13 protein-coding genes are annotated in these 19596 nt (G+C 44.1%); 9 read left to right on the top strand and 4 right to left on the bottom strand.

The features are described 5' to 3' along the window. Positions 1 to 17 precede the first annotated feature (17 nt). The 7 genes from LKO28_RS14325 (at position 18) to LKO28_RS14295 (ending at position 8920) form a co-directional block, all read left to right on the top strand. Complete coding sequence (locus LKO28_RS14325; RefSeq protein WP_227695699.1) at positions 18 to 2894, top strand: triple tyrosine motif-containing protein; 2877 nt, start codon at positions 18 to 20, stop codon at positions 2892 to 2894. Positions 2895 to 2962: 68 nt separating this feature from the next. Further along, complete coding sequence (locus tag LKO28_RS14320; RefSeq protein ID WP_227695697.1) at positions 2963 to 3586, top strand: 7-carboxy-7-deazaguanine synthase QueE; 624 nt, start codon at positions 2963 to 2965, stop codon at positions 3584 to 3586. Positions 3587 to 3675: 89 nt separating this feature from the next. Further along, positions 3676 to 4938 (top strand): DUF819 domain-containing protein, encoded by a 1263-nt coding sequence (locus tag LKO28_RS14315; protein ID WP_227695696.1) that lies wholly within the window; start codon positions 3676 to 3678, stop codon positions 4936 to 4938. Positions 4939 to 5077: 139 nt separating this feature from the next. Next, positions 5078 to 5476 carry a cupin domain-containing protein gene (locus LKO28_RS14310; protein ID WP_227695695.1) on the top strand — a complete coding sequence of 133 codons (399 nt, stop codon included), beginning with the start codon at positions 5078 to 5080 and terminating at the stop codon, positions 5474 to 5476. 31 nt (positions 5477 to 5507) lie between these two features. After that, the gene (egtD, locus tag LKO28_RS14305; protein WP_227695694.1) at positions 5508 to 6512 is read left to right on the top strand and encodes an L-histidine N(alpha)-methyltransferase; all 1005 of its coding nucleotides are present in this window, start codon (positions 5508 to 5510) and stop codon (positions 6510 to 6512) included. Then, positions 6500 to 7678: an ergothioneine biosynthesis protein EgtB gene (egtB, locus tag LKO28_RS14300; protein ID WP_227695693.1), complete on the top strand. Its 1179-nt coding sequence runs from the start codon at positions 6500 to 6502 to the stop codon at positions 7676 to 7678. Before egtD ends, egtB begins: the two co-directional genes overlap by 13 nt. Positions 7679 to 7756: 78 nt before the next feature. Continuing rightward, positions 7757 to 8920, top strand: a complete 1164-nt coding sequence (locus tag LKO28_RS14295; RefSeq protein ID WP_227695692.1) for an iron-containing alcohol dehydrogenase — start codon at positions 7757 to 7759, stop codon at positions 8918 to 8920. 163 nt (positions 8921 to 9083) lie between these two features. Here the strand turns inward: LKO28_RS14295 and LKO28_RS14290 are convergent, their stop codons facing one another. Both LKO28_RS14290 and LKO28_RS14285 read right to left on the bottom strand, forming a co-directional pair. Then, positions 9084 to 10262, bottom strand: a complete 1179-nt coding sequence (locus tag LKO28_RS14290) for a sialidase family protein (protein ID WP_227695691.1) — start codon at positions 10260 to 10262, stop codon at positions 9084 to 9086. Between the two features lie 148 nt (positions 10263 to 10410). Next, positions 10411 to 12537 (bottom strand): catalase, encoded by a 2127-nt coding sequence (locus LKO28_RS14285; protein ID WP_227695689.1) that lies wholly within the window; start codon positions 12535 to 12537, stop codon positions 10411 to 10413. 195 nt (positions 12538 to 12732) lie between these two features. Between LKO28_RS14285 and LKO28_RS14280 the strand changes: the two genes are divergently transcribed. After that, positions 12733 to 13776, top strand: a complete 1044-nt coding sequence (locus LKO28_RS14280; protein WP_227695687.1) for a Gfo/Idh/MocA family oxidoreductase — start codon at positions 12733 to 12735, stop codon at positions 13774 to 13776. A 7-nt stretch (positions 13777 to 13783) separates the two neighbouring features. Here LKO28_RS14280 and pepF read toward each other — a convergent pair whose 3' ends face one another. Further along, positions 13784 to 15658, bottom strand: a complete 1875-nt coding sequence (gene pepF, locus LKO28_RS14275) for an oligoendopeptidase F (RefSeq protein ID WP_227695686.1) — start codon at positions 15656 to 15658, stop codon at positions 13784 to 13786. A 92-nt stretch (positions 15659 to 15750) separates the two neighbouring features. On the opposite strand from pepF, the gene LKO28_RS14270 reads away from it, so the two are divergent. Further along, a complete protein-coding gene (locus LKO28_RS14270) occupies positions 15751 to 17025 on the top strand; it encodes a DEAD/DEAH box helicase (RefSeq protein WP_227695685.1) in 1275 nt (424 codons plus the stop codon). An 11-nt stretch (positions 17026 to 17036) separates the two neighbouring features. Here the strand turns inward: LKO28_RS14270 and LKO28_RS14265 are convergent, their stop codons facing one another. After that, positions 17037 to 19595 (bottom strand): BamA/TamA family outer membrane protein, encoded by a 2559-nt coding sequence (locus LKO28_RS14265; protein ID WP_227695684.1) that lies wholly within the window; start codon positions 19593 to 19595, stop codon positions 17037 to 17039. Position 19596: the final 1 nt, after the last annotated feature.

Here is a 19596-nt window from a genome sequence, read left to right as displayed (position 1 = left end):
TCTATTTTTATTTCACAATGAAGCGCCAACTATCCATCATCCTGCTAACCGTCCTTCACCTTATGGGTTTTTCACAAAACCCGATAGGTATGCCGGATATCGTCAACTACGGCAACGTACAATATGGAGGCGGCACACACAACTGGGATATAGAACAAGATCGTAATGGCATTTTGTATTTTGCTAATGACGAAGGGGTGCTTACTTTCGATGGGAGTTACTGGAAAATATACCAGCTACCTAATAAAACCATCGTACGGTCGATAGAAATCGGAAACGACCATAAACTCTATGCCGGTGGACAAGGCGAATTCGGCTATTTCTCCCCCAACGAACAGGGCCAGCTCATTTTTAAAAGTTTGAAAGAAAAAGTACCCGAAAAATACCGTTCATTTGCCGACATCTGGAACATAGAATCCGTCGGTAAAGCAATTTACTTTCGTACCGAAAACCATATCTTTCAATGGCATAACGACACCATCGATGTATTTTCTTCCCCGTCCGAATGGTTATTTATGGGCAAGGTGGATCATCATCTTATCGCACAAGACAAATCGAAGGGGTTGCTTAAACTTACCGGAAAAACCTGGACACCTGTAGTCCAGAACCCTTTACCCGAGCATTTTGTCATCAATTCCGTCACCCAACTTGCCGAACCTCGTTTATTGGTCAGCTCTTCGTCACACGGGCTATACCATCTAGATCACAACAAGTTACACCACGTATCCTCCAGCAGCAGTATAAAACACGTTACCCACATCAGGCAAGTCGATCCACATATGCACGTCGTTTCCACGTTAAACAACGGCTGCTTCCTAACCGATCAACACGGCAAACCCTTAAATCATATTTCAAAAAATAACGGCCTGCAAAATAATACTGTACTCAGTACACACATTGACAACAATGGAAATATCTGGCTGGGACTGGCAGACGGCATTAGTTTTATAGCACATAACAACGGTCTCAAGCATATCAACCCCGATATTTTCGACAACGCTAGCGGACACACATCCGCAATATTTGACAACTCCCTCTATGTAGGCCTCGCCAGCGGTGTTTTCAGACTCCCAATCGTTACCAATTCCGATATCAGCACGGCCCAAACACATTTCACACCTCTTCGTAGCGTGTGGGGACAAGCCTGGGGAATGAATGTTGTCCAAGGAAAGCTCCTCCTGGGTCGGCATGAAGGCGTCGTTGAAATAAATGGGAACCACACCGTGCCGATCGCCGACGGCAAAGGATACTGGAATTTTTTAAATTGGTCTTCTAACTCGGGTGATAACAACTTGGTATTGGCAGGAAATTATTATGGTATCTCGATTTTCCAGCATCAAAACGGCCAGTTCCGGCCGAAAGGTAGTATCCCCAACTTTCACGAATCCGCACGTTTTATCGAGACCGATAAACAAAACATCTGGATTTCTCATCCTTATAAGGGAATTTATAAAATCGTGCCGACGGCCGATATGCACACAAAGGAGACCAAGCTGTACACCCATCAAGAAGGCCTACCTTCAACCTATAACAACCATATTTATTCCATCAAGGGCCGTATCGTGGCCGGTACGGAAAAAGGAATTTACGAATACGACGCAACAACCGATACTTTTGTGTTATCGTCTTTTTTCCAACCTATATTCGATAAAAAATATATCAGATACCTGAAGGAAGATACCCAGGGCAACATATGGTTTATAGAAGAAAAAAAGCTCGGTGTAGCCCTATACAACGGCAACTCCTATACCCTGTTGTATATTCCCGAGCTTGATGGTAAAACGCTCGGCGGCTTCGAGCATATCCATTGTATCGATAAGAACAATATCCTCGTCGGTTCACAGAAAGGCTTCTATCACCTCAATCTGGAAAAATACCTGACCAAGCCGCGTAAACAACACGCACACATCAGTCTGGTCAAAGCTTTCGGAAAGGTAGATAGTGTACTGTTCGGCGGCTATTTCGGTGAAGTAAATGCCGACAATAAGCAAGGGGAGCCTCTCCGTATAAAACACGGTCTGAACTCTTTCCATTTTGAGTTTTCATCGACTTCCAACAAAAACAACGAACACGTCTATTTCTCCTGTTATTTAAAAGGGTTTGAGGACGATTGGTCGACACCAGACAAAAAAACAGAGCGAGTCTATACCAATCTGCCCGCGGGCGGGTATGTTTTTATGGTGAAAACACAAGATAATCTGGGCAATGAGTCAGAAATTGCCGCGTATCATTTCACGATCCTACCTCCCTGGTACGAAAGCATCTGGGCATATATGGTCTATATACTCCTGTTTATAAGTCTGTGTTACCTGCTCTACAAACGGCATCAGCGGAAACTTATGGAAGAACGTATCAACTTTCAGAAAGAACAGGAGCATATCAAATACATGCATCAGCTCGAAATGGACAAGTCCGAAAAAGAGATTATCAAACTTAAGAACGAGAAGCTCGAAATCGAAATCGAAACAAAGAATTCAGAACTAGCTTCGAATGCGATGCATCTGGTACAAAAAGCCGAGCTGATGTCGAATATTAAAAGCGAGTTGTTCAAACTGAAGAAAGAACTCAAGGACGATATGCAGGTAACGGATTTCAATAGGATTATCCGGCTTCTGGATACGGAGGAAAAATCCGATGCCAGTTGGGAACAGTTTTCCGTGCACTTCGACGCTGTACACGTCAACTTCCTCAAACGGCTTCAAGAGACTTATCCGCGCATCACCAATACCGAGCTACGCCTTTCTGCCTATCTTAAAATGAATCTTTCTACCAAAGAGATAGCCTCTCTTATGAAAATATCACCCCGGGGGGTAGAAGTTGGACGTTACCGCCTGCGCAAAAAACTGAACCTGCCCAGCCATACGAACCTCTTTGAATTTTTCAGCGGCCTGTAATCCGGTCGGAGGCATGGCATCCCGGCTTCGTTTTTTTTCGTATCTTTGTGCTCTCAAAAGGAAAAGCAATGTCAAATCAAGTTCCCGAAGACGGCACCCTACTTCCACTGATGGAAGAGTTTTACACCATACAAGGCGAAGGATACCATACCGGCAAAGCGGCATATTTCATTCGTTTGGGAGGCTGTGATGTCGGATGCCATTGGTGTGACGTGAAAGAAAGCTGGGATGCGGAACTACATCCGCTGACATCAGCCGATACCATTATTGAAAATGCTAAGCAATACCCTGCCAACACGGTCGTTATCACCGGGGGTGAACCCCTGCTCTACAATTTAGATTACCTTACCAAAGGGTTAAAACAAGCCGGCATACAAACCTTCATAGAAACATCTGGCGCCTATCCCTTATCCGGTTATTGGGATTGGATATGTTTATCTCCTAAAAAGTTCAAAGGTCCGCGTCCGGATGTACTGAATGCAGCCGGCGAATTAAAGGTTATTGTTTTCAATAAGAGCGATTTTCAATGGGCCGAAGAACATGCGCGGTTTGTTGGCAAAAACTGCAAGCTCTATCTGCAGCCCGAATGGTCGAAAAGCAGCGAAATGACTCCCCTTATCATTGAATATGTAAAAAAACATCCCCAATGGGAGATTTCGTTACAGACGCATAAGTATTTAAACATCCCGTAATACACTGCGCGCGTCCGTCGCTATGCTACCGGATTTAAACCCGAAAATAAGTATATTGCAACGGCAAACACTGCAGTAAACCGGGACATATGCAAAATACGATCAGAGAAGTCACCCCTTTAATAAACGACAATGCTGCGGTACTAGGCTTATTGATGGCCGTCTTAGGCTTGGTATTCTACACCTCTAACCATAAAAACAATTATCTCGTTAAGTTTTATTCGGTTATTCCCCCTTTATTGCTCTGTTATTTTATCCCGGGCCTGCTCAACTCGGCCGGTATCATCGACGGCGAAAACTCACCGCTTACGAGTATCGGCAGTCGCTTTTTTCTACCCGCCTGCCTTATTCTTTTCACCTTGAACCTCAACCTTCGCGAGATGTGGAATTTACGCAAGGGCGTAGGATTGATGTTTTTCACGGGCATGCTTGGTATTATTATCGGCGGGCCGCTAGCTGTGTGGCTTACCTCCTTTGTGGCACCCGGCGTAGTGGGCGGTGCCGGCCCCGACGAGGTATGGCGCGGGTTAGGAACACTTGCTGGCTCGTGGATCGGCGGGAGTGCGAACCAAGCAGCTCTCCGGGAGATACTCCAGCCATCACCGGAACTATTTTCTGCAACAATTACCGTCGATGTATTTGTCGCTTATTTCTGGATGGCCTTCCTCCTCTATGGCGCCTCCAAACAGGTGGAATTCAATCGCTTTTTTAAAGCCGACACTGCGGAGTTGGAGGCATTGACCAGCCGTATGGATCACCAACAGAAAACAAGCGTCCGTATCCCCGAGACGAAAGATCTGATCTTTATGTTGTCGCTTGCTTTGGGCGGAACTGGCTTGGCTTCGCTTTTGGCGAACCGGGTTACTTCGTACATGACGCTCCATTTTCCCGAACTTGAAAAGTTCTCCTTAACCAACAGCTTCTTTTGGCTGATATTATTTTCGACGCTGATTGGAATTGTCCTTTCTTTCACGCCGGCACGCAAACTGGAAAATGCCGGAGCCTCCAAAATGGCCACAGTATTATTATATATGTTGATCGTCACTATCGGTATGCAGACGGATATTACCGCCATCTTACAAAACCCTGGCTTATTTATCGTCGGCATCATCTGGATTAGTATACATGCCTTACTGCTATTAGTCGTCGGCAAACTGATAAAAGTGCCCTTTTTCTACTATGCTATTGGTAGCATGGCAAATGTGGGCGGCGTAGCTTCCGCTACAGTTACCTCCGCAGCTTTTCATCCCTCACTTGTTTCGGTAGGCGTTATTCTATCCGTTTTTAGCTATGCAATAGGCACCTACGCGGGGTGGTTAACGGCTATATTAATGCAGTTGGTTTCGTCTTAGAAAAAAAGCGGACTATCGTCTGCTTGATACTCAATCCGGAAACTCAAACACCGGATGTTTGTGCAAAGTATCGTAAACATTTTAATGCCACAACTGTTTTCTAAGTGTAAACGCTGATCCACTAAAAAGATTCAAAGACATGGAAAACAAATCAAACGAAGCCACGCCGCAGCGCCCTGAAGGCGACCGCACTTTAAATGCCCCGCTTGTGGAGATGAATGTAGTCGACTTTATCCAAAAAGTAAAAGAAGAACCTACATGGCAAGAGAGCGAACGGAATTCTATTACCATTTTTAAATCCGATGCGATGACGATCGTCCTTATTGGATTACACGCGCAAGCCGAACTGAAACCCCATAAAGCCAATGGCACAATCAGCGTGCAGGTGCTGGAAGGGAAAATTACATTCGCCACAGAGTATGAAAGGGCGGAAATAGAGAAAGGCCAAATGATCGCCTTACAACCTAATATAACACACAGTGTGGTAGCAACGACAGAAAGTTTCTTTTTGCTCACTTTGGTGCCTGACCGTATTTAGTTGACCTTAAAAAGCATTAATATACTTGCCTATGAATGTGGCCTATGCTATTAATCGAGAAAATGTTTATGCCGATCGATTTCGGCAGGATGTACTCAACGGACTGAAGAGTAACCCCAAAAAACTGGATGCTAAATATTTTTATGATAAAACCGGCGACGCTTACTTTCAGCAAATAATGGACATGCCGGAATATTATCTCACCGATTGCGAACTGGATATCTTTAAAAACCAAACGGCCGATATGGCGGCTATGATACAACAAAGTGAAACGCCATTCGACCTAATTGAGCTCGGAGCCGGGGATGCCCGGAAATCAACCTTTTTGCTAAGACACCTCGCAGCACAAACAGCAGACTTCACCTATATGCCGATCGATATTTCCGAGAATATCCTTCAGATATTGGCAAACAATCTCAAAAAGGAACTACCCGAAGGGAGTATCATCCCATTAGCCGGTGAATATTTTGATATGTTAGAAAAGGCCTACGCCCTTTCGACAAACCGCAAAGTAGTCCTCTTTCTAGGCAGCAATATTGGTAATATGGAGCTCGACGAAGCAGAACAGTTTTGCATCCAATTACGGCGCAAACTCTCCAAGGGAGATATCGTGCTAATGGGCTTTGACCTCAAAAAAAATCCCCACACAATTTTAAAAGCGTACAATGACCCTCCTGGAATTACCGCCAAATTTAACCTGAACATCCTCTCGCGGATCAATAATGAATTAGGAGCAAATTTCAATCTGGCAAAGTTCGAACATTATCAAACTTATGATCCTGTAACTGGTGCATGCAGAAGCTTTTTAATCAGCTTGACTAATCAGCAAGTGAAGCTAGACGAAACCACTTTTTCCTTCGCAGAACATGAATATATTCAGGTAGAAGTATCACAGAAATTTACAACACAAGACATACAGCTACTAGCTTCCCGTGCGGGCTTTCAGCCATTGGCGGTACTGAATGATACGAAAGGGTGGTTCGTAGACGTTATCTGGCAAGTAGACAATAAAATGGAGGCAAAGTGGAAAAAATAGCGCACGAACCATGGGGGACAGATTTAAAACGTCGGTATGAGGAAATCCGCAGGTATTCGGTACAGATCTGCAAACCGCTAGAAATCGAAGACTATGTAGTACAACCCATTGCAGACGTCAGCCCGCCTAAATGGCACTTGGGCCATACAACCTGGTTCTTTGAAACTTTTATTTTGATTCCTCATGTATCCGGCTATGAAGTATTTGATGAAGACTACAACTTTGTATTCAATAGTTACTACGAAACCGTTGGATCTCGCGTGGTCCGTACGGACCGCGGAAATTTAAGCAGACCTTCTGTAGCCGATGTATATAGGTATCGAGAATATGTCGATAATAAAATGCTGGCTTTTTTCCAAGCAGCCACCCCATCAGAAGAAACTTGCAAACTATTGGAACTTGGGTTAAATCATGAGCAGCAACATCAGGAACTCCTCTATAGTGACATCAAATATATTCTCGGCCATAACCCCTTATTTCCACCTTATCATACAGAATTAGAATATGGACAGCGGAACCCAACTACCGAGATGGTAGCCATTTCCGAAGGCATTTATGAAATCGGTTTCCATGGTGATGGATTTTGTTTTGATAACGAAAAGGGAAGACACCGAGAATATCTAGAAAATTTTGAAATTGCTTCTCAAAACGTAACCAATAGAGAATTTATAGAATTTATCGCGGACGGCGGATATAGAGATTTTCGATACTGGCACGCCGAAGGCTGGGATTGGGTAAAACAACAAGAAATCGAAGCACCGCTCTATTGGCATTTTCTAGACGGCAAATGGATGAACTATACGTTAGCCGGACTGCAGGATGTGGATTCTGAAACCCCGGTTTGCCATGTTAGCTTTTACGAAGCTGCGGCATATGCTGCATGGAAAGGTATGCGGCTACCCACCGAAGCAGAATGGGAAGTCGCTTCCGAGCAGTTTTCTTGGGGTAAGCGTTGGGAATGGACCGGCAGTGCCTATTTGCCCTATCCGGGATTTAAAAAAGAAGCAGGAGCGGTTGGTGAGTATAACGGTAAATTCATGGTGAACCAGCTCGTATTACGCGGAGCATCTGTAGCGACGCCCTACGGTCATAGCCGGAACACTTACCGTAATTTCTTCCACGCACACACTCGTTGGCAATTTACCGGGATACGGTTAGCTCGCTGAGTAACAGATTTAACATTAAAACGACAGTGGTGGAGTCTTTAACCTGTATTTTTGTTGTCAAACACTAAAGAGAACATCATGATTAATTTCGAATTTAAAAACCCAACAAAAATAATTTTCGGAAAGGGTGAAATCGCAAAAATTTCGCGCGAGATACCGCAGGATGCTCGCATCTTGCTGGTATATGGCGGCGGTAGCATCAAGCAAAATGGTGTTTACGACCAGATCCAGGAAGCTTTAAAAGCACATACCGTATATGAATTTGCTGGTGTAACCGCCAATCCTGAATATGAAACTTTACGTAACGCTATAGCGGTTATTAAGGAAAAAGATGTGACATATTTGCTCGCAGTAGGTGGCGGTTCTGTTATTGATGGCGTAAAATTTCTCTCAGCTGCCGCCGGTTATGAGGGCGACCCCTGGGATGTCGTGAAAAAGCCTGTTCGACCGCAAGAAGGCGAAGGTATACCATTCGGCACTGTACTTACCCTACCAGCTACCGGATCCGAAATGAATTCGGGCTATGTGATATCAAGAAAGGAAACCAACGAGAAGCTGGGCGCTGGCGGTCCGGGCTTATTCCCCCAGTTCTCCGTATTGGATCCTGAAGTAGTGCGTTCTATACCCAAAAGGCAAATTGCCAATGGAATTGTAGATGCCTACACTCACGTGCTAGAACAATACATGACCGAGCCTTCTTCGGCAGACCTACAGGAACGTTTTGCCGAGAATATCCTCATCAGCTTACAACAACATGCAACGAAATTAATGGAACCCGAATTTGATTACGGGGCTGCTGCGAATTTTATGTGGTGTTGTACCATGGCGCTTAACGGACTCATCCAGAAGGGTGTTGTGACCGATTGGGCTGTACATGCTATGGGACACGAACTGACGGCATATTACGGAATTGATCATGCCCGTACATTGGCTATTATTGCACCGGCCCACTACCGTTACAACCTGGAAACTAAAAAAGAAAAGCTGGCCCAATATGCCGAGCGCGTATGGGGAATCGCCGAAGGAACACAAGAGGAAAAAGCAAATAAGGGCATAATAAAAATGGAGCAGTTTTTTCATAGTCTAGGTATAGATACGAAATTATCCGACTACGTAGCGGATTATCAGGACACTGCTACACGGGTTAAAAATGCGTTTATCAATCGAAACTGGATGGGGATCGGCGAATACAAGCGCATTACTCCGCAAGACGCTTATGAGATCGTGTTACGTAGTTGTTAAGATGTGTTAAAACTACACTATGCGGGATTGCCACAGCTAAAATTTTATTATATTTGTGTATTCATAATTAGGTTTATAATTGGTTAGTTAGTTAAAATCCTGAAGCTCCCCGCTTCAGGATTTTTTATTTTCACCACTTAATAAAATCGTTTATCAAAGACGTTTATTGTTCTGTACTAAGCACCAAAGGAATATGCTCATACGGCCATTCACCATCCACAATAGGAAAAGTTTCCAACTGGTTGGGATCCACAACAACATGCTTAATACGTTCGCGATGCCAGGTGTACACAAGGTGTAATAAACCATCCGTTGTTTGAATAATAGAAGGATACGAATATTGCTTTTCCGGTTCATCAATATAATCCAACATAAGTGCTGCTTCCCATGTTTTACCGTCCTTACTTACTGCTAGATTGAGTACTCCTCTACCTTTATGTCCCATGCCTTCCTGCTCGCGTGTAGCGTGATTATAAATCAATAAGTGCCGTCCGTCTTGGAGCGTTACAGCATCTAAGCCCGAATTGTTATTAGGCAAAGTCGTCCACCTCATCGCCGACCAAGTTAAACCGCCATCACGCGACCAAGTTTCGGTGATCCTTTCCTCACCGCTCGTGTTTGTACGGCTAAGCATCTGAATGCTGCCATCTGCATGTGTAAGCAGGGTCGGCTGGATGGCGGCCATTTTCTTACCGTCATTTAGTGGACCGATAAATGACCAGCTCTTACCCCCATCCGTACTGCGCTCCACATGTGCTTTCCACCCACCGTTTTCGTCACTCGACCCCGACAGCAGGGTACCATTCGACAACTGGATGGGCTTGTTTTTGATAGGGCCGAGAAGATTTCCTTCTAAACGCTGGGGTTGACTCCAAGTATGTCCATTATCTTTTGATGTAATAAATTCGCCCCACCATTCTTTTGGACTAGGGCCTACTTTATAATATAACATAAGGTCTCCGCCCCTAGGTTGAAATAACACTGGATTCCATGTGGGGAACCTCTCCCCATCAGGCTGTATGCCATGCGCCACCGATACAGGAGGAGTCCATGTACCATCTAGTTTCTTACGTTGCAAACGAATTTCAACGTCCGGATGCCGCTCGTATGTCCCGCCAAAATAGGTGCAAAGTAATTCCTTGTTAGGCAGTTCCACAATGGTCGCGGAATGGCAAGACGGAAACTCCGCTTTGGTAAACAAAAATTCCTCTAAAACAATACCGGCTCTATGCTTAGTTTCCTTTTCGGATTGGGTCTGCGCACTTAATAGTCCATTAAAAAAGAGCAGCCCAATAGCCATGAGGCGAAAACGCTGCAGCGTTGTAAATTTATTTTGCGTCATACATTAAAAATTTTCTGATCAAGATTTATAATCCTAACAAACATACCGATTATAACAATCGGTTTTTGATAGAAAATTTACGTATATCCATAAAATCTTTGCATACTGTCGCGTCTCGGCGAAAAATCAATCCTTTAAAAAACCACTGTCACACCGCAATGTGCAGGGTATTGGGTTCCCTTAGCCAATTCCGATGTTTTGCCAACGCACCGGCAAACTGTTCCGGAGATTCGTTCAATAGAATCGCCTCATCACCGACAAAGTCTTTCGCCGCAGAAAGCTGAAAAAGTTCCTCCGCTTCACCATCAAAAGCTATTACCTTACAATGTTTTAGTGCTTCGTTTATGAACTTAAACACTTTTCCTTCTCGCGTCAACGCAGCTATACTGTTGACACCTCCTGGGATATACAATGCGTCGAAAAGCACACTCTCCGTTGTCATTAGGGCGGCATCTACCAAATGTTCGATATTATCGGCACAACGTACCGTACCACCATGCGGTGCGATAAGCTGAAATTGGACATGTTTTAACTCTTCGAGATACATCTTCATTTTCTGTAGCGCTACCCCATCGAATCCATCCGCCACTAACACCGCAATTTTTCTACCTGCTATAGTAGTAGCAGGAAGTCGTTGTTGACTGAGCGCTTCTGATTTTTCCAGATAACGTTTAGCTACCGATGGTTCATATTTATCCAGATCCGCATCGGCGCCGATATTTTGGTTTATAGGCCGTTCGATATCGGTGGGTATAGCCAACCCAAGTTTACTCGCCACCGCCATGGCCAGACGATCATCTATTTGGGACATAAGCCACAGCATCCGTTGCTTAATAGTATCATGTATACATTTCCCAAGTTCAAACGCATACGCATCAATCATGTGCCGTTGCTCCCATTCTGTTAAACTTCTAAAAAATAAGGCAGGTTGCGAGAAATGATCACTAAAACTAGCACTGCGATCGCGTATCTTCCTGCCATCTATGCGTTCCTCGAAAGAGGTAAACCCTCCCTCCGCCATCTTTGATAAATACGGGCAACCACCCCCTAACGTATTCGGGAAGTAATTTGTTTTACCTTTGTTGATCGTCATGCGCATCAAGGCATCCCGATGATTATTCCGCACGTCATTAACCGGGCGGTTGATTGGGATTTCTGGAAAATTCGGACCGCCTAAACGAGATAGTTGCGTATCTGTATAAGAGAAAAGACGACCTTGTAGTAAAGGGTCATTCGTAAAATCAATACCCGGCACTATATGCCCCGGATGAAAAGCAACCTGTTCGGTTTCGGCAAAAAAATTGTCCGGATTACGGTTTAATGTCATCTTCCCGATAATTTTTACCGGCACCAGCTCTTCCGGCACAAACTTCGTCGCATCCAAAAGATCAAACTCATATTTGTGCTCATCTTCGGCCGGAATGATCTGTACGCCCAGCTCCCATTCCGGAAAATGCCCAGCTTCGATTGCTTCCCATAGATCGCGGCGATGGAAATCGGGGTCAGCTCCATTGATTTTTACAGCTTCGTCCCAAGTCACCGAATGAACACCCAATTTGGGCTTCCAATGAAATTTAACGAAATGCGATCCGCCCTGCTCGTTGACTAAACGAAAAGTATGGATGCCAAAACCTTCCATCATACGGTAACTCCGAGGAATCCCTCTATCACTCATAGCCCACATATGATTATGCAATGCCTCTGTTGCTAAGGAAATAAAATCATAAAATGTGTCGTGAGCGGACGCTGCTTGCGGAATCTCCCAATCGGGTTCGGGTTTTACTGCATGTACGATATCCGGGAATTTCATCGCATCCTGAATAAAAAACACGGGGGTATTGTTCCCCACCAAATCAAAAATCCCTTCTTGGGTATAAAACTTGACAGCGAAGCCTCGAATATCTCGCGCTAAATCCCCTGAACCTTTATTCCCCGCCACTGTTGAAAATCGCACAAACACGGGCGTGCGGTTTGCTGTATCTGTAAAAATCTTTGCACGCGTGTATGCGCTCATATCTTCATACAATTCAAAATAACCGTGGGCACCCGAACCACGCGCGTGTACAATACGTTCAGGAATACGCTCATGATCGAAATGTGTAATTTTCTCCCGTAGAATAAAATCTTCTAATAAAGAAGCTCCGCGTTCCCCTGCTTTTAACGTGTTGGCGTCGTCATTGATATGCAGTCCTTGATCAGTGGTCATCGATTTACCGCCACTGGTCACTGTATTCTTCAGTAGATCGTTAGTTTTGTTGTTCTCTCCGTGTGTCATGGTAAATTATTTTAGTTATTCCTCTAATCCAATCGGTTATCCCTACAAAAGAACGCCTGACACCCACAAAAGTTTTCCGAAAGTTAAATCGTCGGATTAGCGACAAAACCTTGGTAAAGACGACGAAATTTAATATGTTTATTCGACGGAAGTCCACAATGTGACGAACCGCACGCTATTAAACATTAACATAGAATGGAAAAACAAAAAATTAATACAGGCATCTTAAGCTTCGGCATGTCAGGACGTGTTTTTCACGCACCTTTTATCCATACCAATGACCATTTTGAATTCACAGCAGTCGTAGAAAGAACGAAGAAAGCGGCAAAGGATATTTATGCAGACGTAAAAAGTTATGACCGTGTGGACGATTTGCTAGCCGACGATAATATAGAGCTAGTTATTGTGAATACGCCAAATTATACCCATTTCGACTATGCGAAAGCCGCACTGGAAAGCGGTAAACATGTGCTGGTCGAAAAACCTGCCGTAGATAATCTAGATCAATTACAGGCTTTGGCCGAACTAAGCGACAAGACCGGTAAACAGATATTTTTCTACCAAAATAGACGTTATGACAGTCACTATATGCAAATGAAAGCGATTGTCGAAAGTGGCCAACTCGGAAAAATTATCGAGGCACACTTCCGTTTTGATCGTTATAATACGACTTTAGGGCCTAAAGAGTTCAAAGAAAACAGCCAATATATTTCAAGCGGTGTTGCCTATGATCTTGGTCCGCACTTATTAGATCAAGCGTTTGCACTTTTCGGAAAGCCCCATAAAATCATCAAAACAACAGCCATCAATAGACCCAAATCCCAGGTGCCTGATTACTTTAATTTTCATTTAATTTATCCCGATAATCTACAAGTATTTTTGACCGGAAGTCTCCTTGTACCCGATCCTCTGCCCGCCTTTGTTGTTCACGGATCTGAAGGCTCTTTCGTAAAGCCTATGGCGGACGTACAAGAGCGTCAGCTCATCGGTGGCATGCTGCCTACCGCACCAGAGTATGGAATCGAACCCGAAGGAAGTGAAGCCAAACTCACCACCGTGGGAAGTAACGGCGAGAAAAATACCACCACACTTCCTGCACAAAAAGGCGACTATAATCTGCTATTCGAAGCAGTATATAATAGTTTGCGCAACGGTGCCGCATATCCAATAACACTGGATCACATAAAATGGCAGATCACGTCTTTACAGGCGCCAGATGCCAGCATTATCGAACTCTAACGCGCCATTATTTCCCCATTCTGGTAAGGATGTTTTCCATCTCAGTGATTACGGCATTGATTTTATCCATCGTGAGATCAAAGGGGGCAGAGGTGTTCATATCAACACCAGCATCTATCAGTAAATCCACCGGGTATTTAGTACTTCCCGAAGCGAGGAAATTAAGATAATTTTTGCGATCCTCTTCACTGCCTTTAAGCACTTTTTCGGAAAGTGCAGTAGAGGCTGTGAACGAGGTAGCATACTGGTATACATAGAAATTATAATAAAAATGTGGAATATAGGACCATTCGGATTTAACATGATCATCCACTATACAAATATTATTATCGTGCCCGTAATAACGTCTGGTTAAGTCCAAATACAACTTATCAAAATCTTCCCCTGTTAGCGCTTCCCCTTGAGCAACTTTTTCATGGATTATCGATTCGAACTCTGCAAACTGCGTCTGGCGAAATAAAGTTCCTTTGGCCCCTTCCAGATAGTTCCCTAGAATCGCTAATCGAACCTTATCGTCTTTAATTTGCTGTAACATATAATCGTTCAGCAACTCTTCGTTTAAAGTAGAGGCAACTTCGGCTACGAAAATCGAATAATTAGCATTGACAAAGTGCTGCTTTTCATTGGTCAGGTAGCTGTGCATTGTGTGACCCAACTCGTGAGTCAAAGTAGACATATCATTATACTTACCGTTGTAATTCATCAGTATATACGGATGCACGTCATAGGCCGACCCATTGGAGTATGCGCCGGACCTTTTGCCTTCGTTAGGATACATATCAATCCATCTTTCATTAAACGCCCGCGCTGACACCGCCATATAATCCGTTCCTAATGGGCGCAGCGATTGTAAAATATTTTCCACAGCCTCTTCTACGGTGTAGGCTAAATCGACTTCTTCCACGAGTGGTGCGTATAAGTCGTAATAGTGTAAGGTATCTACCCCCATCATACGCTTCCTTAAATTCAGGTATCGGTGAAAAGTTTCTAGATTCCCATTTACATTTCTGATCAGATTATGAAACACACCGGTAGGGATATGGTCGCTATCCAAGGCGCGCGCCAACGTACTTTCGTAATTTCTGGATTTGGTTAAAAATAACGCAGCATTGATATTTCCGTATAGCTGTGCTCCGAAAGTCTGCTGAAACGCATTTAGTTCTCCAAAAAAGCTATTAAAAACTTGCCGTCTAACTTCCCGGTCTTCGCTAGCTCTATACAAAGCAAAATTGGCCATATTTAGCTTTACGCGCTCGCCTTTTATATCAATTTCGGGATAAGGAAACTCCGCATTCGAAAAAGTGCTAAAAATATTCTCTGCATTTCCAGACATCAGAGATGAATAAGCCAACACCTTTTCGACCTCTTCCGAACCACGGTGAGCACGCTTCCGGAGTAAATCGTCCAGGTAGAACTGGTACGTTGCCAGCCCTTTGCTTTGTGCGTACATAGCGCGAAGCTGCTCTTCCTTCAAGGTTAATAGTTCGGGTTCGAGGAACGATGTCAATGCACCATATTCTGAAAAAAGCTGCTGTACTTCCTGTTTCATACCAGCGTATTTTGTCACACGGGTATCTTGATCCGACTTCATGGATGCATAAGAAGAAAGCCGCACCATTTCTTTAACCAGTGTGTTATGGAGTTCCAATGCTTCCAATAGTACAGAAGCCGACTGCGTAAGTCGTCCTTTGTAGGAAGCGATCTCCTGCATTTGCTGTTGTAGTTGGTCTTTTTTTTCCTTCCAGACCGCATCTGTAGCATAGAGGTCTGCGAGGTTCCAAGTATATTTTTCAGGTAATTCTTCCCGAACTTTCATCTGGCTTACGGCCACCGTCGTCGAAAATAACATGGCGGCAGCTATCATTTGTGTTTTTCTCAGCATATGTGTAATCGTATCAATAGTGCTAAATTACGAAAAACACCAATTATATTTTAGTTAACTTTGCCTCTTCGTATTCATTTAATTATTTAGCAGTGTCTTTAGATAAATTAAAGCTTAGCAAACGCCTTCATGCGTCGATGAACGATCTAGGCTATTTCACCGCAAAGGAATTCCAATTAAAATCCCTTACCCGTATCGTCGGCGGTCATAGTATCATTGGCATTGCTCCAGAAGGAGCGGGCAAAACCACAACCTATGTACTTGGCGTATTGATGCGATTAAAATACACACAAGACGAGGCTCCCAAAGTCTTAATTTTGGCACCCAATGAAGATAAGATCACCGAAATAATTGATCGCTTTCATACCATTAGCAAAAACAAGAATCTACATATCATGGGACTTAAAACGAGCGGTGGTATGGAAGAGGAAATCGAAGACCTAGTACGAGGTGTAGATATCGTGGTCGCCACACCAACCCGAGCTCGGGCAGTGTATTTAAAATTAGGCCTCAATCTGAACCGCATCCAGACATTTATCATCGATGATGCCGAGGAGATCGTGAAGCAGGGGATGCAAACAACCGTACGAGAACTCGCTCAAAGCTGCGGTAAAGTTCAATACTTGGCCTTTAGTACGGTGGAGCATGAAAAACTACATGTAATGATCGATGGCTTTATGCCTTTTGCTCCCGTAATCGAGGTAGAAGAGCTAGGAGAAGAAACGATGCAAACACAGGAATTAGCCTTATACGAAGTTCCTAATTTTACCACAAAAATTAATTTGCTGAATCTGTTGATGCGTGACGCCGACGTATTTGACAAAGTAGTTCTATTTGTGAATAGTCGGCTAACGGCCCACAATCTGATACAAAGATTGCATGTTCAAAAAGGAGAAGCTGCACTATTGCATCCATTTTTTCATGATGACTTAGGCTTTGATAATATACAAGAGTTTAAACAAACGCCCGAATGTAGAATACTCGTCGTAGCAAACGAAGGAGGCGGACCTATCGATCTAAGTGGGATCCCGTTTATATTCCATTTTGAGATACCGGAAAAGACGGATGTCTTCGCGCAACATGTGCTAAAGACTTCAGATGACGAAGCCATGGCGATCACCTTTGCGACAGACATCGAACTACCAGAACTTAAAAAGATAGAACAGTTATTAGGAAAGAAAATACCTAGTATCCCACTGCCGGATGATCTTATAATTTACAGACCGTCCGATAATGCTAAACAAAAAAACGAAGTAGACGATTCACGCGGAGGCGCATTTCATGCGAAGAAAGAAAGTAATAGTAAAACCCACAATTATGGCAGCGGCGTGAAGGCCAAGATGACGAAAAGAAATAAGAAACGATAAGCAAAGAGGTTTTAAAACGATAAACCTACACGAAGATAGGGCAATATCGCTTCTTTACTGAAGCCCAACACCCCTTGGATAAGCAGTAAATCACCAGGCATAAAATAAAATCCACCCCCATACCCCATATGCCAAGTCGATGAAGATTCTGCAGTCATCCACACCCGGCCGACGTCGTAAAAGCCGATAGCCCCGAGCGTCCCCGGAAGCAAGTAAGATGCAAAGCTAAAAAGCTTTACCCTACTTTCGAAGTTATTGTATAAGGCAGTTTTGCCCGTAAATCTTCGTGAGTTAAACCCGCGCAGACTTTCCTCGCCTCCAATTTGTATATGCTGAAAGAAGTATGGATCACCCCATACTGTTTCGAAGCCTGTCCGGTTGGCCAACGTCAGCCGGTCATCGGAAACTGATTTGAACATGCTGATTGAAGTTTTCAAAGTCAGGTGATGTTTGTCCTGACCACCGATCTCCGATTTCCAGCCTGTGCGGGCCGACCAAAATACACCTTTCTTAGGTTGGACCATATTATCGCGGCTATCATACTGAAACCCTGTCGTTAATCCACTAAAAAAGGCATCACGGTATAATGGCTCGTCCGGATTCTGTGTATGCCATTCCTCAAAAAAGCGTCCTTGATTGTTATGTTCTTTACTACTATACAATTGCGCGGATAGTCCATAATATACCTTCCAGGAACGACCTATTGGTTGTTCTAAGAAAACATCCGAATCCACCACGTCATAACGATTGCGATAATAGGATATCCCGTTGCGGGATTTATCATAGACCGTATTATTTCCATAGCCAAAAAAATTGCTTACATTTCGAGGACCTAAAGAAGATAAACCTACCGTCAAGTCATGTTTACCGACCAGTTCTTTAAAAATTCCGGAATAGCTCAGCGTAAACGACTCCCGTTCGGTAAGGTAATTCGCTAAGATTTCGTGTCGGTAAGCATAAGGCTTTTTTCGAAACCCCTGATTCTCTATAAGGTAGCCCAGTCCAAGAATCAGTCCGCGATCCATACCATAGTTTAAGTTAAAAAGAAAACCCTTCCGGTCATACACAAAACTATCATACGCATACGCGTGCACCGCACTGTCTTGACCTAATCGCATGCGGACAGCGCCCATGTTATACAGCGAATTGAGAGCGGTGTCTTTACTTTCGTACAGCCATATTTTATTTCCCTTTGGAACACGATCTGTACGGGTAAATTGATCGTATCCGGGACCACCGATAATCCGAAGATTAATCGATGATCGACCACTTCCACGAAGTTTATAAACATCTTGACCATCGATGCCGTATATCCGCAATTCATCGGTCTCTTCGGGCAGGAAGGTCCGCTTTAGGAGGCGGCGGCCTTCCGTTCCGTCTTTTTTCTTATTATGTACATCCAATGTTATCCGACCATCTTTTCGATAACGCACATCTACAAATTCGTTTTTACCGGATAACGGTATATCAACGACCCCTGCTAACGAACGATAATATATCATCGCTGTTTCCGCCAATCCGTCTCTCCTAGCCCGTATATTTCTGGTTAACTCATCCGCGCTAAGCGCAATAATTGTGTCGGGCATTTGCTGCATCGCCACATCTATCAAAGAATCGGTTAAAACCGTCTGCAATATCCCCACCTCTTCCTGCCAATCACCTTTATCTAGACGGTTGAGAAAAAACCGGTCAAAATGCCGTGTATTGAAGTTCCAGTGGGCAACATTCCGTATTTTAGGCCCGAAAGGTTGTACATTTGCCTTCAACCATTGATAAGATAGTAGAACCGGAAAAACGCCAGAAGTTTTATAGTATACTTTATCTCTGTCCCGGGGCACCGGCGTATATATCCGTTTGCCGTCTTCGTTTTCCGGATTCCAACGCCAGTTATCTTCATGCCGGTCCCAATCGCCTAATACAAAATCCAGTAAACGTGCACGAAGTGTTAGTTTCTGATCTACCCATTTATCGTTATCTTCCAACACTTGGCGAATCACCTTCAGGGTATTATCAGTCTTGCTATCTTCAAAAGGCATACGGGGCTCAAACATATAAGCCCGGTTTTTAAACATATCACGGTGCTCACCTAATCTCGGATCATCACCAACATAAAGCAGCTCGGGTACCGCATGGGGAATGTGCAAAGCCTCATTAAAAGGAGGCACCGTCAATGCCCCAAAGGGATGTGCAATCGCGATCTGATCCCGAACAATATCTCTAGCTATGGTTTCTCGCAAACTTTCCGGTAAACTCCGCTCCGGATATTTTTGGATGGAACGCAATACCCATTCCCTACCCGTCGTATCCACCAAACGCAGCGATTGGGTTTGCATGCCCCCACCAAGTTTCACTACCTGTAGTCCGCCTCTTTCACGACTAAGATCGGTCACGCGCATTTTAACGGGGGTATTATATAACTGTCGGTAGCTATCGCCTAACCAAAAACGGTGTAGCAGGCCAACTTGATCATATTCGGGTGAAATAGCATTCCAAACGCTATCCGGCATTTGAGCATATCCCCCAAGAGCCCCTCCTATTATCCATGTTATCAACCACCAAAATCTTTTCATT

The organism is Sphingobacterium sp. FBM7-1 (assembly GCF_020687765.1).
Taxonomy (GTDB): Bacteria; Bacteroidota; Bacteroidia; order Sphingobacteriales; family Sphingobacteriaceae; genus Sphingobacterium.
The sequence above is the reverse complement of the archived record's forward strand: the minus strand, read 5'-3'. Positions and strand labels throughout refer to the sequence as shown.

Bases quoted from the DNA above. Each gene is read 5' to 3' on its own strand.
- LKO28_RS14325 (WP_227695699.1), top strand. From the start codon at position 18: ATGAAGCGCCAACTATCCATCATCCTGCTAACCGTCCTTCACCTTATG.
- LKO28_RS14320 (WP_227695697.1), top strand. From the start codon at position 2,963: ATGTCAAATCAAGTTCCCGAAGACGGCACCCTACTTCCACTGATGGAA.
- LKO28_RS14315 (WP_227695696.1), top strand. From the start codon at position 3,676: ATGCAAAATACGATCAGAGAAGTCACCCCTTTAATAAACGACAATGCT.
- LKO28_RS14310 (WP_227695695.1), top strand. From the start codon at position 5,078: ATGGAAAACAAATCAAACGAAGCCACGCCGCAGCGCCCTGAAGGCGAC.
- egtD (WP_227695694.1), top strand. From the start codon at position 5,508: ATGAATGTGGCCTATGCTATTAATCGAGAAAATGTTTATGCCGATCGA.
- LKO28_RS14295 (WP_227695692.1), top strand. From the start codon at position 7,757: ATGATTAATTTCGAATTTAAAAACCCAACAAAAATAATTTTCGGAAAG.
- LKO28_RS14290 (WP_227695691.1), bottom strand. From the start codon at position 10,262: ATGACGCAAAATAAATTTACAACGCTGCAGCGTTTTCGCCTCATGGCT.
- LKO28_RS14285 (WP_227695689.1), bottom strand. From the start codon at position 12,537: ATGACACACGGAGAGAACAACAAAACTAACGATCTACTGAAGAATACA.
- LKO28_RS14280 (WP_227695687.1), top strand. From the start codon at position 12,733: ATGGAAAAACAAAAAATTAATACAGGCATCTTAAGCTTCGGCATGTCA.
- pepF (WP_227695686.1), bottom strand. From the start codon at position 15,658: ATGCTGAGAAAAACACAAATGATAGCTGCCGCCATGTTATTTTCGACG.
- LKO28_RS14265 (WP_227695684.1), bottom strand. From the start codon at position 19,595: ATGAAAAGATTTTGGTGGTTGATAACATGGATAATAGGAGGGGCTCTT.